The sequence below is a fragment of the Pseudomonas sp. B13(2017) genome (genome assembly GCF_002113245.1).
Taxonomy (GTDB): Bacteria; Pseudomonadota; Gammaproteobacteria; order Pseudomonadales; family Pseudomonadaceae; genus Aquipseudomonas; species Aquipseudomonas putida_Z.
Window position 1 is genome coordinate 187895 of record NZ_NEJX01000011.1, and the last position, 13593, is coordinate 201487.

Sequence of the window (13593 nt, forward strand, 5' to 3'; positions counted from 1 at the left end):
GCCGCTGGAACCCGGGCGCGACCGCGCCTGGGCGATCACCCAATCATTGTGTGGAGTGTTTCCTATGCAGACTTCGAGCACCGGCGTGTCGCGTACCCGGCAAGTGGTCGCCGCCGTCATCGGCAACGCCCTGGAGTGGTATGACTTTATCGTGTACGGCTTTCTGGCCAGCATCATCGCCCGGCAGTTCTTCCCCTCCGACGACGAATACGCCTCGCTGCTGATGGCCCTGGCCACCTTCGGCGTCGGCTTTTTCATGCGCCCGGTGGGCGGCGTGCTGCTGGGCATGTATTCCGACCGCAAGGGCCGCAAGGCGGCGATGCAGATGATCATCCGGCTGATGACCGTGTCCATTGCCATGATCGCCTTCGCCCCCGACTACCTGGCCATCGGCATGGCCGCGCCGATGCTGATCGTGGTGGCGCGCATGCTGCAAGGTTTTGCCACCGGCGGCGAGTACGCCAGCGCCACGGCCTTCCTGGTGGAGAGCGCGCCGGCCCATCGCAAGGGCCTGTATGGCTCGTGGCAGCTGGTGGGGCAGTGCCTGGCGGTGTTCTCCGGGGCGGCGATGGTGGCCCTGGTCACCCACTTGTGCACGCCAGCGGCGCTGGACAGCTGGGGCTGGCGTATCCCGTTCGTGCTCGGCCTGCTGATCGGCCCGGTGGGGCTGTGGATTCGCAAGCACATGGAAGAGCCCGAGGAATTCATCGAGGCGCGCCGCCAGGCCAAGGGCCAGTCGCCCAGCCTGTGGCAGGTGCTGCGTGAGCATCGGCGCAGCCTGTTGGTATCGATGGGCCTGGCCTGTGGCGCGACGGTGTCGTTCTACGTGGTGCTGGTGAACATGCCGACCTTCGCCCACAAGAACCTCGGCCTGCCGCTGGACCAGGTGCTGCTGGTGCAGATGCTTGCGGTTGGGCTGATGACCGTGGTGATCCCGCTGTCCGGCGCGTTGTCTGACCGGCTGGGGCGGCGCCCGGTGCTGATGGCCTTCACCCTGGCGTTCTTCGTCATGGTCTACCCGTTGTATGTATGGGTGGCTGCCGCGCCGTCGCTGGAGCGCCTGCTGGTGATGCAACTGCTGTTGTGCACCGCCATCGGTGGCTTCTTCGGGCCGGCGCCCACGGCCCTGGCCGAACAGTTCCCGGTCGAGGTGCGTTCTACCGGTGTGTCGGTGGCCTATAACGTGGCGGTGATGGTGTTCGGCGGCTTCGCCCCGTTGATCGTCACCTGGCTGAGCAAGGCGCTCGGTACCCCGGTGGCGCCGTCGTTCTATGTGCTGTTCGCCTGCCTGCTGACACTGCTGGGCACCTATTGCCTGAAAGAAGCCCCACGCGCGGGCAAGCCTGCCGCTTTCAACCTTGGAGTGAAACCGTGATGCCGCTAGCCATCGACCCCATCGTTGCCCTCGATGCCGAGGCATTGTCCCGGGCCATCCATGCCCGCCAGATGTCGTGCCGGGAGGTGATGCAGGCTTATCTGGCGCATATCGAACGCTTCAACCCGCAGGTCAATGCGCTGGTGTCGCTGCGCCCGGCCGAGGCACTGCTGGCCGAGGCCGATGAGCGTGACCGCGAGCTGGCCCGTGGCCATTCGCGCGGCTGGATGCATGGCATGCCCCAGGCGATCAAGGACCTCGCCGCTACTGCCGGGCTGCGCACCACCCTGGGCTCGCCGCTGTTCGCCGAGCAGGTGCCCGAGCAGGACGCGATCAGTGTGGCGCGGGTGCGGGCCAGTGGTGCGCTGATCATAGGCAAGAGCAATGTGCCGGAATTCGGCCTTGGTTCGCAGACCTACAACACCCTGTTCGGCACCACCACCAACGCCTACGACCCGGGCAAGGTGGCCGGGGGCAGCAGCGGTGGGGCGGCGGCGGCGCTGGCCATGCGCCTGCTGCCGGTCGCCGACGGCAGCGACATGATGGGCTCGCTGCGCAACCCGGCGGCGTTCAACAACGTTTATGGCCTGCGCCCGTCGCAGGGCCGCGTACCCCACGGGCCGGCGCCGGAACTGTTCGTGCAGCAGCTGGCCACCGAGGGGCCGATGGGCCGCAGCGTGGTGGATGTGGCGCGGCTGTTGTCGACCCTGGCGGGTTTCGATGCGCGGGCGCCGTTGTCGCTGGGCGAGGGCCGGCGCGATTTTGCCGCCGGGTTGCAGCGCGATTTCCGCGGCGTGCGGGTTGGCTGGCTGGGCGACTACGACGGCTACCTGGCGATGGATGACGGGGTGCTGAGCCTGTGCGAAGCGGCCCTGGCAGACTTCGCCGAACTGGGCTGCCGGGTCGAAGCCTGCCAACCGGCGTTCGACCTGGCGCGTTTGTGGCAATGCTGGCTGACCCATCGCCACTTCCTGGTGCACGGCAACCTCGCTGCGGCCTATGCCGACCCGGGCAAGCGCGCGCTGCTCAAGCCCGAGGCGCGGTGGGAGGTGGAGGGTGGCCTGCACCTGAGCGCGGCGGCGGTGTACCAGGCTTCGGTGGCCCGCAGCGACTGGTACCGCGCGCTGGGCAAGCTGTTCGAGCGTTACGATTACCTGCTGTTGCCATCGGCCCAGGTGTTCCCATTCGATGCACGGCAACCTTGGCCAACGGTGGTCGGAGGGCGGGCGATGGACACCTATCACCGCTGGATGGAAGTGGTGATAGGGCCGACCCTGGCCGGTTTGCCGAGCATCAGCGTACCGGTCGGTTTCAACGCTGCCGGGTTGCCCATGGGCCTGCAGATCATCGGCCCGGCCCAGGCTGACCATGCGGTGTTGCAGCTGGCCCATGCCCATGAACAGATCACCCGTTGGGTAGCGCGGCGCCCACCCCGGAGCTTGCAAGCGCCATGAAACCGCTGGGCAGGCGCGGATCTTGCTGGCTATCCTGACCATCCAGCTACAGGGAGGTCACACTCATGGGCATCACGGCAGACAGTGGCGGCGTGCGTTCGGTGGAGCGGGCGCTGGCCATCGTCGACCTGCTTGGCGAACACCAGGCGCTGGGCCTGGAAGAACTGCATTACCTGACGGCGCTGCCCAAGGCCACGGTGTCGCGCATGCTTGCCACCTTGCAGGAGCAGGGCTGGGTCTACCGCGGCCTCAGCGACCGGCGTTACCGGCTGTGCGCGCGGCGCCTGTTCGGTGACCGCCAGCTGCGTTTCAAGCGGCGCCTGGTGGAACACGCAGCACCCATGTTGCTGGAGTTGAGCGAGCGCACCGGGTTGGTGGTTGACCTGTCGTGTTTCGACGGCGAGCGGCTGGAGGTGATGGAAAGCGCCATCCCCCAGGTATTGCGCAAACGCTACCCGCACACCTGCCAGATCGTCGGCCATCATGCCAGCCTGTTCCACTCGGCGATGGGGCGGGCATGCCTGGGTGAGTTGGCGGTCGATGAAGTGCAGCGCCTGGCGGCCCATGAGCGGGTGGGCGACGAGACGGTGCTGCGCGACATCGAGGAGGAAGCGAACAAGGGCTTCGGCCAGCGCACCGAAGGGCACTGGGAGTACCCGGTGCGCTTGCCGTTCCTGATCCGCGCGATAGCCCTGCCGGTGCATGCCGAAGGGCGCCCGGCCGGGAGCATTGCCTTGCACTGGCCGCTGGACCAGGCGCCGGTGGAGCGGGTGTTGAACCTGCACCTGAACAGCCTGGCTACAACGGTGGGCGAGGTGCAGCGGGCCTTGGTGGTTTAGCGGGGACTTGTACTGGCCTCTTCGCGGGCTTGCCCGCTCCCACAGGGATGGTGCATTGCCTGAGACCTGCTCGGTACCTGTGGGAGCGGGCAAGCCCGCGAAGAGGCCAGTGCAGCAAACAACAAAAAAGAAGCTGTGTTCCGAGGCCCCCTCAGCGCTCCAGGCTGTACATCCGACACTCTGCCAGCAACGCCAGCAGGTTCGGCTCCCGCTCCCGCGCCTTGAGGAACACCACGCCGATATGCTGCTGCAAGCGATATTGCGGCTTCAGGGCAATCAACCTGACCCGGTTTTCGTACACCGCCGCGATACGCCCGGGCAGCAGGGCAAAGCCCACGCCCGAGCTGACCATACTCAGCAGGGTGAAGATATCGTTCACCTGCATGGCCACCTTGGGTTCGAAGCCGGCCTGCTGGAACACCCGGGCGCCATCGCGGTGGGTGGCAAAGCCCTGGGTCAGGGTGATGAAGGTGGAGTCGGCCAGGTCGGCCAGGTCCACTTCGGCCTGCTCGGCGAAGGGCGAATCGATGGGCACGGCAAGGAAGATATCGTCGGAGAACAGCGGCAGCTGCTCGCAGGCCGGGTCGCTGACGCTTTCGTCGAGCGACACGAGGATGGCCTCCAGCTCGTGGTTCTTCAGGCGCTGCAGCAGGTCGACGTTGGAGCCCAGGGTCAGGTCGATGTTGAGTTCGCTGCGGCGCAGCTTGAGGCCCATGACCAGCTTGGGCACGGTTTTCACCGTCAGCGAGTAGAGCGCGCCCAGGCGGAAGCGTTCGGCATAGAAACCGGCGGCCTCGCGGGTCTGGCGGACCATCTGCTCGGCGTCCTGGATCAGCTGGCGGGCTTTCTTTTCCAGCACGTAGGCGCTTTCCAGCGGGATCAGCTGGCGGCCTTCGTGCTTGAACAGCGGGCAGCGCAGTGCGCTTTCCAGCGAGTGGATGGCACGGTGCACGCTGACGGCGCTGGTGGCCAGCTCGGCGGCGGCGCGGCCGAGGTTGCCGGTGCGCATGAAGGCGAGGAAGGTTTCCAGCTTCTTGAGGGTCAGTTCTTCGTCGATCAGCATGGGTTGACCTGGGTGTGCACAATGGCAGGGGCATGCATATTGCCTTGAAATCCTGGGGCCGCTTCGCAGCCCATCGCCGGCAAGCCAGCTCCCACAGGGATAGCGCATGGCTTGAGGCCGATGCGATCGAGGAGGGAGCAACTGTCTTGTGCTGCCTGTTCTGGCCTGATCGCCGGCAAGCCAGCTCCCACAGGGATAGCGCATGGCTTGAGGCCGATGCGGTCGAGGTGGGAGCTGGCTTGCCGGCGATGGGGCGCGAAGCGGCCCCGTATGCTCATTGCATGGATCCGATCAAGGTCCACAACGCTGGGTCGTTGAAATCATCGATCACCAACCCGGCCCCCGCTGCCAGCAACCGCTGTGGCGTCTGGGTAGTGGCCACGCCCACGGTAAAGATCCCCGCGCCACTCGCTGCCGCCACCCCCGGCAGCGAATCCTCGAAGGCCAGTGCCTGCCCGGCCTCGGCACCCAGCCGCTGCAACCCGGTCAGGTAAGGCAGCGGGTCCGGCTTGGGCCGTGCAAGTTCCTCGGCCACCAGCACATGCTCGAAGCGCTGGCCCAGGCCCATGGCGTTCAACATGTGCTCGGCGTTCAGCCGCGGTGCGTTGGTCACCACGCACATGCCGATGTCACGAGCCCGGGCATGTTCCAGCAGGCGCACAAGGCCCGGCATCGGCTCGAGAGCCGGCGACATGTCGCGGAACAGCGCCTCCTTGCGGTCGGCCAGCACCTGGCACTGCTCGGCACTGGCACCGGCAAACAGCTCGGCGAACAGCTCGCCGTTGGCGCGGCCGCTGACCTGGGCATCGAACTGCGCCTGGCTCAGCTCGCGGCCGTCATGCTCGCGCAGCAGTTGGCGAAAGGCCTGCAAGTGCAAGGTGTCAGTGTCGGTGAGGGTTCCGTCGAGGTCGAACAGCAGGGCAGTCAGCATTGGGTATCCAGGTCCAAAATCATGGGCGAGCCAGAAGGGAGATTCTTTGCCTTTGGAGTCACGTGAACTTCGCGACTCCCTGAGTGTACTGGAGTACGGCAGCCTTGGCAGAGCTGTGCTCGAACGCGAGGTTGGCGCCTGCGCGTCGAGTCAGCAACTGCCAAAGCTGGAAAGCCAACCGAGTAACCGGCCGTTGGCACGCTCCGGCTTTCGAAGTTTGGTCATCAGTTCTGGTTGGCGGAGGTGGCTGGGCGCAGGTAGCTGATCTTCTGCACCTTGCCGTCGCTGTCACGGTAGGTGAGGGTGGCAGTGTCGGCGTGGTCGGTGGCGTGGCCCGAGGCCTCCACCGCGATCACTTGGGCGATGTCCAGGTTCATGCCGTACTGGTACGGGGAGGCGGTCTGGGCGAAGGCGCCGACGCTGCTGCCGAAGGTCAGGGTGGTGATGGCGATTGCTTTGATGAAGGTCATGATCATGCTCCGTTAGCTTGGGTAGTGGGATCAGCGACTGCTTGCTGCCTGGGCTGAATATTGCGCGATAATATTTAGTGCGCAAAATATATTTCCACTATCCGGTCTATTGGAGCGCTGCATCGCCGGAAAGATTGTGTGGGTCGCGGCGAGGGCTGATATGTTTCCCGCGTACCGGTTTGCATCTGATCGACGCTGACCTATCAAGGAAGAAAAACAATGAAAACAGTGCTCGGCTTGTTGCTTTTTATCTGCCTGGACATACCTGCATTCGCTGGCTACAAGACCATTGGCTTCAAGACCTCGACATTATCGGAGAGGCAAACAGACCGTCCGCTGGAGCTGGTCGTCTGGTACCCGAGTACGACTACTGCGCCACCACAGTTGATCGCTGATACCCCGGTTTTCAGCGGTGACCTCGCTGTGCGCGATGCACCTCCAACTGCAGGCACGTATCCATTGGTGGTGCTTTCCCACGGCTTTCGCGGCAATTGGGGAAACCAGTCGTGGCTGGCCAGTGCACTGGCTCACCAAGGCTACATCGTGGCGGCGGTCAACCACCCCGGCACTACTACCCGCGATCGCAACCCTGAAGCCGCGGCACAGTTGTGGCGGCGTCCCATTGACTTGCAGCGGGCCATCGATGCGGTCATGGCCCAGGCGGATCAGTTCGGGCGGGTGGCGAAGGGCCAAGTTGCAGTGGTCGGCCACTCACTGGGCGGCTGGACCGCGCTGGAAATTGCCGGCGCCCGCTTTGATTCCAAGCGTTTTGCCCAGGACTGTTCCATCCATCCGCAGCTGTCGAGTTGCAGCGTCTACAAGCAGATCAATGCCGACAGCGCCCAGGCATCGAAAGCTCGACTGGGTGGCGATTTGCGCGACAGTCGTGTCACCGCCATCGTTACCCTGGATCTTGGCCTGTCACGTGGCCTGACCGATGAAAGCCTTGCGGCTTTGCCAGTGCCGACGTTGGTGATTGCGGCTGGCGCGCCTTCTGAAGACCTTCCCGCGCAGCTGGAATCTGCTGACCTTGCCAAGCGTCTGCCCTCGGCGACGAGTCGTTATGTCGAGATCGAGGACGCCAGCCATTTCAGCTTCTTGTCGACGTGCAAACCAGGCGCGATGGCGTTGCTCGAAGACGATGCTCCAGGGGATGGTGTCATTTGCCGGGACGGCGATAACGCCCGGTCGCGGGGGGCGATCCAGTTGCAGATCGCCTCGCTGGTGACTGAGTTCCTGGAGCAGCATTTTGGTCGTTGGTCTATGTAACGACGCAGCGATGGGGCGGAACGGTCTGCTCCGACTGGCTGTTACCGACCCACAGCGGGCATCTGTAACCGGGGCCGCTTCGCGCCCCATCGCCGGCAAGCGCGGCGCCCACAGTGTCCCTGCTGATTCAATTCGCCATGTGCAGTCAGGTTTGCCGGACCAGCCATATAGCCTTCAGCATCATTGCGGTAGTTTCGCGGTCGCAATTGATCGCAGCCGCCAAGCCGTCGACGAAGGGGGCTGTTCAGCGTGCTCCGAAAAGAGTACAAATGTGCTCCATGGACAATCTTACCCCAAAACGCCGCGCCATCTTCGAGTTCATCCGTGAGCGCATCGCCGACCACGGCCAGCCGCCGAGCCTGGCCGATATCGCCACGCGCTTCGGTTTTGCCTCGCGCAGTGTCGCGCGCAAGCACATCACCGCCCTGTGCCAGGCCGGCTACATCGACGTCACGCCGAACCAGGCGCGGGGCATACGCCTGGCCGAACGGCTGCGCCGCCCGGAAATCCTCGAAGTGCCGGTGCTGGGCCAGGTGGCGGCAGGTGCCCCCATCGGCCCGGACCTCGACATTCACGAGCAGTTGCTGCTCGACCCCAGCCTGTTCCGCCGTACCCCCGACTACCTGCTGAAGGTGCGTGGCGACTCGATGATCGACGACGGCATTTTCGACGGTGACCTGGTCGGCATCCTCCAGCAGGCCGACGCTCGCGATGGCCAGATCGTGGTCGCCCGCCTGGACGGCGAGGTGACCATCAAGCGCCTGCAGCGCCAGGGTGGCAATTACCGGCTGTTGCCACGCAACCCGGCCTATGCGCCCATCGATGTGCGGCCTGAACAGGAGTTCTTCATCGAAGGCGTGTTCTGCGGCTTGCTGAGGCGTGACTGATGGGCGCGGTGGTCGACCTCGACAGGTTGCTCGACCAGCGCCGGGTATGGCGCGGTCGGCAGGCCCAGGCGCGGCCGCTCGGCCTGCAGCCCACGGGCCATGCAGCCCTTGACCAATGCCTGCCGGAAGGCGGCTGGCCGGCGTCTGCGCTCAGCGAACTGTTGCTGGCCAGCCCCGGCTGTGGCGAATTGCAGCTGCTGTGGCCAACCCTGGCCCGCTTGAGCGCTGAAGCCAGCCGAATCGTGCTGGTGGCACCGCCATTCATTCCTTACGCCCCGGCCTGGCAGGCCGCGGGGGTGGACCTGCGCTGGCTGGTACAAGTGGACGCCGCGCCTGCCGATGCCTTGTGGGCCGCCGAGCAGTGCCTGCGCTCCGGCAGTTGCGCGGCGGTGCTGTGCTGGCCGGAACGTGCCGATGACCGCGCCCTGCGGCGCTTGCAGGTGGCTGCCGAAACCGGCCAGGCGCTGGCCTTCGCCTGCCGGCCGCAACAGGCGGCGCACAACCCTTCGCCCGCGGCGCTGCGTATTGCCGTCGACACCCGCCCGGCACAATGGCGCGTGCTGAAAAGCCGTGGCGGCATGCCTCCGGCGCTGCCCATCGCCTGCCCGGGGCGGGGCTGATGCAACATGCTCTGGGCCTGCATCCTGCTCCCGCAGCTGGCGCTGGACACGGTCCTGCGCGAGCGTGACGACCCTGATACACCCCTGGTGCTGCTTGGCGGGCCGACCCAGCGACGCGTGCTGCAGGCGGTCAACCCGGCGGCGGCCGCGCTCGGCCTGCGGGCCGGGCAAACCCTGACGGCGGCGCGTGCGCTGGCCGATGGCTTCAGCTGCGTCGAAGCCGACCCCAGGCGCATCGACCAGGTGCAGCAGTTGCTGGCAGCCTGGGCCTACCGCTTCAGTGCCCAGGTCAGCCTGCACTACCCACGGGCGCTGTTGCTGGAGGTGGGCTCCAGCCTGCAACTGTTCGGCCCCTGGCCGCTGTTCGAGGCACGCCTGCGCCAGGAACTGGCGGAACTGGGCTTGCGCCAACGCATCGTCCTGGCCAGCAACCCGGTGGCGGCGCGTATGCTCGCCAACGCTCACGATGGCCTGGCCGTGAGTGACGCCGATGCCACCCGTGCGGCGCTGCTGGGCATGCCCATCGAGCGTATCGGCCTGCCTGCGCAGGCTGCCGAGGCCTTTGCCCGCATGGGCCTGCGCCAGTTGAGCCAGGTGCTGGCCTTGCCCCGCGACAGCCTGGCCAGGCGCTTTCCGGCCCAGGTGCAGCTGCACCTTGACCAGTTGCTCGGCCTGCGCAACCTGGGGCTGGGCTTCTACCAGCCGCCGGACCGTTTCGAAACCCGTCTGGAGCTGAACTTCGACGTCGAATCGCACCAGGCCCTGCTGTTCCCGCTGCGGCGCATGCTCAACGACCTTGCCGCGTTCCTCGCCGGGCGTGACTGTGGCGTGCAGCGTTTCTGCCTGCACCTGGAGCACGCCGAAGGGCCGGATACCTTGCTGAAGGTAGGCCTGCTGGCCGCCGAACGCGATGCGGCAATGTTGTTCGAACTGACGCGCGGGCGCCTGGAGCCGCTGCGCATTCCCGCACCGGTGCGCAACCTGCGGCTGGTTGCCGAGGACCTGCCACCCTTCGTGCCGCAACACCAGGCATTGTTCGACCCGCGTGCGCAACAGGCGCAACCTTGGGAACAATTGCGCGAACGGCTGCGCGCCCGCTTGGGGGATGAGGCGGTCAAGGGCCTGAGCGCGGCAGCCGATCATCGCCCCGAGTGTGCCTGGCAAGCGGTAGAGCAGGGTGCCCAGGGCAACATGCCGGTCGTTCCTGGCAGCCGCCCTGGCTGGCTGCTGTCGGCCCCCATGGCGCTGGACGAAGGCGGCTATCGCCTGCAAGGCCATGCCGAGCGCATCGAGTCGGGCTGGTGGGATGGCGGCGATGTGCGCCGCGACTATTACCGCATCGAAACCCGCGACGGCCTGCGCGGCTGGGCCTACCGCGATCTGGGCAAGGTCGGCCCGTTGTGGCTGCAGGGCTGGTTCGCATGAACACCCCGGGTTATGCCGAGCTGCACTGCCTGTCCAACTTCAGCTTCCAGCGCGGCGCGTCGAGCGCCGACGAGCTGTTCCGGCGCGCGCGTGAACAGGGCTACCAGGCGCTGGCGATCACCGACGAATGCACCCTGGCCGGTATCGTCCGTGCCTGGCAGGCGGCCAAGGAACACCAGCTGCGGCTGATCGTGGGCAGTGAAGTGCAGTTGCAGGACGGCCCCAGGCTGGTGCTGCTGGTGCAGGACCTGGCCGGCTACCAGAACCTGTGTGCGCTGATCACCCGGGCCCGGCGGCGGGCGCAGAAGGGCGAGTACCAACTGTTTCGCGATGACCTGCAGCAGCACCATCAGGGCCTGCTGGCATTGTGGGTAGCCGATGACAGCGGCGATGCCACCCCCGGGCAGTGGCTGCACGGCGTGTTCGGCGAGCGCCTGTGGCTGGCCGTGCACCTGCACCGCGGCAGTGACGATACCTTGCGCCTTGAACGCTTGCGTAGCCTGGCGGCCAGGGTCGGCATCCGCGCCGTGGCCTGTGGCGACGTGCACATGCACGTGCGCGGTCGTCGCGCCCTGCAAGATTGCATGACCGCCATTCGCCAGCATTGCCTGGTGGCCGAGGCCGGGCGCTTCCTGTTTGCCAATGGCGAGCGGCACCTGCGCAGCCAGGCGCAACTGGGCGAACTCTATCCCGCCGACCTGCTGGCCGAGACCCTGGCCATCGCTGCGCGCTGCCAGTTCGAACTGAGCGAATTGAAATACCAGTACCCACGCGAACTGGTGCCCCAGGGGCATAGCCCGGCGAGCTGGTTGCGCGAATTGTGCCAGCAGGGTTTGCCGTCGCGCTGGCCAGACGGGCCGAGCAGCAAGGTGCGGGATGTGCTGGCCAAGGAGCTGGCGCTGATCGAGGAGCTTGGCTACGAAAGCTACTTCCTGACTGTGCACGACATCGTCGCCTTCGCCCGCAGCCAGCGCATTCTGTGCCAGGGGCGGGGCTCGGCTGCCAACTCGGTGGTGTGCTTCGTGCTGGGCATCACCGAGCTCGACCCCATGCAACACCACCTGTTGTTCGAGCGCTTTCTGTCGCGCGAGCGCAACGAGCCGCCGGACATCGACGTGGACTTCGAGCACGACCGGCGCGAGGAGGTGATCCAGTATGTGTTCCGCCGCTATGGCCGGCACCGGGCGGCGCTCACTGCGGTGGTCAACACCTACCATGCCGCCGGTGCGGTGCGGGATGTGGCGCGGGTGCTGGGGCTGCCCGCCGACCAGGTGGACGCCCTGGCCAAATGCTGTGGCCGCTGGAGCGATCGCATACCCGACGACCAGCGCCTGGCCGAGGCCGGCTTCGAGGCGGGCAGCCCTTCGCTGCGCCGGGTGCTGGTGCTGGCCGGCGAACTGATCGGCTTCCCTCGGCACCTGTCACAGCACCCGGGCGGCTTCGTTATCTCGCAGCAACCCCTGGACGAGCTGGTGCCGGTGGAGAATGCCGCGATGCCGGAGCGCACGGTGATCCAGTGGGACAAGGACGACCTGGACATGGTCGGCCTGCTCAAGGTCGACGTGCTGGCGCTGGGCATGCTCAGCGCCTTGCGCCGTTGCTTCGACCTGCTGCAACGCCACCGTGGCCGGCACCTGACCCTGGCGACCATCCCCGCCGAAGACCCGGCCACCTACGCGATGATCAGCCGTGCCGAGACCATGGGCGTGTTCCAGATCGAGTCGCGCGCGCAAATGGCCATGTTGCCGCGGCTGCGGCCGGAAAAGTTCTACGACCTGGTCATCGAGGTGGCCATCGTCCGCCCCGGGCCGATCCAGGGCGACATGGTCCACCCTTACCTGCGCCGGCGGTTGAAGCAGGAGCCGGTGACGTACCCCTCGCCGCAACTGAAGGCAGTGTTCGAGCGTACCCTGGGCGTGCCGCTGTTCCAGGAGCAGGTGATGGAACTGGCAATGGTCGCGGCCGACTACACCCCGGGCGAGGCCGACCAGTTACGCCGCAGCATGGCCGCCTGGAAGCGCCACGGCGGCCTGGAGCCGCACCGCGAGCGGCTGGTGCAGGGCATGTTGCGCAATGGTTACGGGCTGGCGTTTGCCGAGCGCATCTTCGAGCAGATCAAGGGCTTTGGCAGCTATGGCTTTCCGGAGTCGCACGCGGCCAGCTTTGCCTTGTTGTGCTATGCCAGCAGTTGGCTCAAGTGCCATGAACCGGCGATTTTCACCTGCGCGCTGGTCAACAGCTGGCCCATGGGCTTCTACAGCCCCGACCAGTTGCTGCAAGAGGCCCGGCGCCAGGGTATCGAGGTCAGGCCGGTGGATGTGTGCCACAGTGACTGGGACTGCACGCTCGAGCCTGAGCCTGGAGAGGTGCTGGCCATTCGCATGGGCTTGCGCCTGGTGCGCGGCCTTGCCGAGGCCGATGCCAGGCGCCTGGAGCAGGCGAGGGCACAGCGGCCATGGCGCGATGTCGAAGACCTGTGCCTGCGTGCCGGGCTCGATTCGCGCGCCCGCGCTCACCTGGCCGATGCCGGCGCGCTGCGCGCCTTGGCCAGCGACCGGCACCAGGCGCGCTGGCAGGTGGCGGCGGTGCAGCCGCAGTTGCCTTTGTTCGCCGATATCGAAGCCTTGCCGGAAAGCACCGTCGAACTGCCCGTTCCCAGCGTGGCAGAGGACCTGATGGCCGATTACCAGGCCCTGGGTACCACGCTTGGGCCGCATCCCTTGACCTTGCTGCGCTCACGCCTGCGGGCGCTGGGCTGTCGCAGTTCGTGCGAGCTGCAAGATGTCGGGCATGGTGACAACATTGCCGTGGCCGGGTTGGTGGTGGGCCGCCAGCGGCCCCAGACCGCCAGTGGCGTGACCTTCGTCACCCTGGAGGACGAGCACGGCATGGTCAATGTGGTGGTGTGGCGGGCGCTTGCCGAACGGCAGCGGCGGGCGCTGGTGGGGTCGCAGTTGCTCAAGGTCAGTGGGCGGCTGGAGCAGGAGAATGGCGTGCGCCACCTGATAGCACGGCGACTGGAGGATGTGAGCCCGCTGTTGCAAGGGCTGGACGTACGCAGCCGGGACTTTCATTGATCCCCGGCACCTCACGCAAAATCCTGATTTTTGCGCGGTCCCTGTGGGAGCAACTGTCTTGCTCAAATTCCAAAAGGCGGCGCATACCTAATGAAATGGTCCTCCCAGGACTCCCCAGTGAAAGCCTAAGCTTTCACTGGGGGATCTAACTGGAGATCGCCGTTATGAATACTCAAAATCTTG

The 13593-nt window shown here is 66.2% G+C and carries 11 protein-coding genes; 8 read left to right on the forward strand and 3 right to left on the reverse strand.

From position 1 onward, the window contains the following. Window positions 1-64: 64 nt before the first annotated feature. From CAG44_RS16175 to CAG44_RS16185, 3 genes are all read left to right on the forward strand, one after another. Window positions 65-1375, forward strand: coding sequence for a citrate-proton symporter (locus CAG44_RS16175; protein ID WP_085588606.1), 1311 nt, complete (start codon window positions 65-67; stop codon window positions 1373-1375). Next, window positions 1375-2829, forward strand: coding sequence for an amidase (locus tag CAG44_RS16180; RefSeq protein ID WP_178076932.1), 1455 nt, complete (start codon window positions 1375-1377; stop codon window positions 2827-2829). The genes CAG44_RS16175 and CAG44_RS16180 overlap by 1 nt, the downstream gene beginning before the upstream one ends. Window positions 2830-2894: 65 nt before the next feature. After that, on the forward strand, window positions 2895-3668 hold the full coding sequence (locus CAG44_RS16185) for an IclR family transcriptional regulator (RefSeq protein ID WP_085692522.1): 774 nt from the start codon (window positions 2895-2897) through the stop codon (window positions 3666-3668). Window positions 3669-3819: 151 nt separating this feature from the next. On the opposite strand, the gene CAG44_RS16190 is transcribed toward CAG44_RS16185, so the two are convergent. From CAG44_RS16190 to CAG44_RS16200, 3 genes are all read right to left on the reverse strand, one after another. Next, window positions 3820-4731 carry a LysR substrate-binding domain-containing protein gene (locus CAG44_RS16190; RefSeq protein ID WP_025339263.1) on the reverse strand — a complete coding sequence of 304 codons (912 nt, stop codon included), beginning with the start codon at window positions 4729-4731 and terminating at the stop codon, window positions 3820-3822. A gap of 274 nt (window positions 4732-5005) precedes the next feature. Then, the gene (locus CAG44_RS16195; protein WP_085692523.1) at window positions 5006-5662 is read right to left on the reverse strand and encodes an HAD family phosphatase; all 657 of its coding nucleotides are present in this window, start codon (window positions 5660-5662) and stop codon (window positions 5006-5008) included. Window positions 5663-5886: 224 nt separating this feature from the next. Beyond that, entirely contained in the window at window positions 5887-6132 is a 246-nt protein-coding gene (locus CAG44_RS16200) for a DUF2790 domain-containing protein (RefSeq protein WP_015270475.1), read from the reverse strand. 219 nt (window positions 6133-6351) lie between these two features. Between CAG44_RS16200 and CAG44_RS16205 the strand changes: the two genes are divergently transcribed. The 5 genes from CAG44_RS16205 to CAG44_RS16225 all read left to right on the forward strand — a co-directional run bounded on the left by CAG44_RS16205 (window position 6352) and on the right by CAG44_RS16225 (window position 13410). Beyond that, window positions 6352-7401, forward strand: a complete 1050-nt coding sequence (locus tag CAG44_RS16205; RefSeq protein ID WP_085692524.1) for an alpha/beta fold hydrolase — start codon at window positions 6352-6354, stop codon at window positions 7399-7401. Window positions 7402-7670: 269 nt separating this feature from the next. Continuing rightward, on the forward strand, window positions 7671-8288 hold the full coding sequence (lexA, locus tag CAG44_RS16210) for a transcriptional repressor LexA (RefSeq protein ID WP_025339260.1): 618 nt from the start codon (window positions 7671-7673) through the stop codon (window positions 8286-8288). Next, the gene (gene imuA, locus CAG44_RS16215) at window positions 8288-8908 is read left to right on the forward strand and encodes a translesion DNA synthesis-associated protein ImuA (protein WP_085588732.1); all 621 of its coding nucleotides are present in this window, start codon (window positions 8288-8290) and stop codon (window positions 8906-8908) included. Before lexA ends, imuA begins: the two co-directional genes overlap by 1 nt. 6 nt (window positions 8909-8914) lie before the next feature. After that, a complete protein-coding gene (locus CAG44_RS16220; RefSeq protein ID WP_085692525.1) occupies window positions 8915-10333 on the forward strand; it encodes a DNA polymerase Y family protein in 1419 nt (472 codons plus the stop codon). Further along, window positions 10330-13410: an error-prone DNA polymerase gene (locus tag CAG44_RS16225; RefSeq protein WP_085692526.1), complete on the forward strand. Its 3081-nt coding sequence runs from the start codon at window positions 10330-10332 to the stop codon at window positions 13408-13410. The genes CAG44_RS16220 and CAG44_RS16225 overlap by 4 nt, the downstream gene beginning before the upstream one ends. The last annotated feature ends 183 nt before the right edge of the window (window positions 13411-13593 follow it).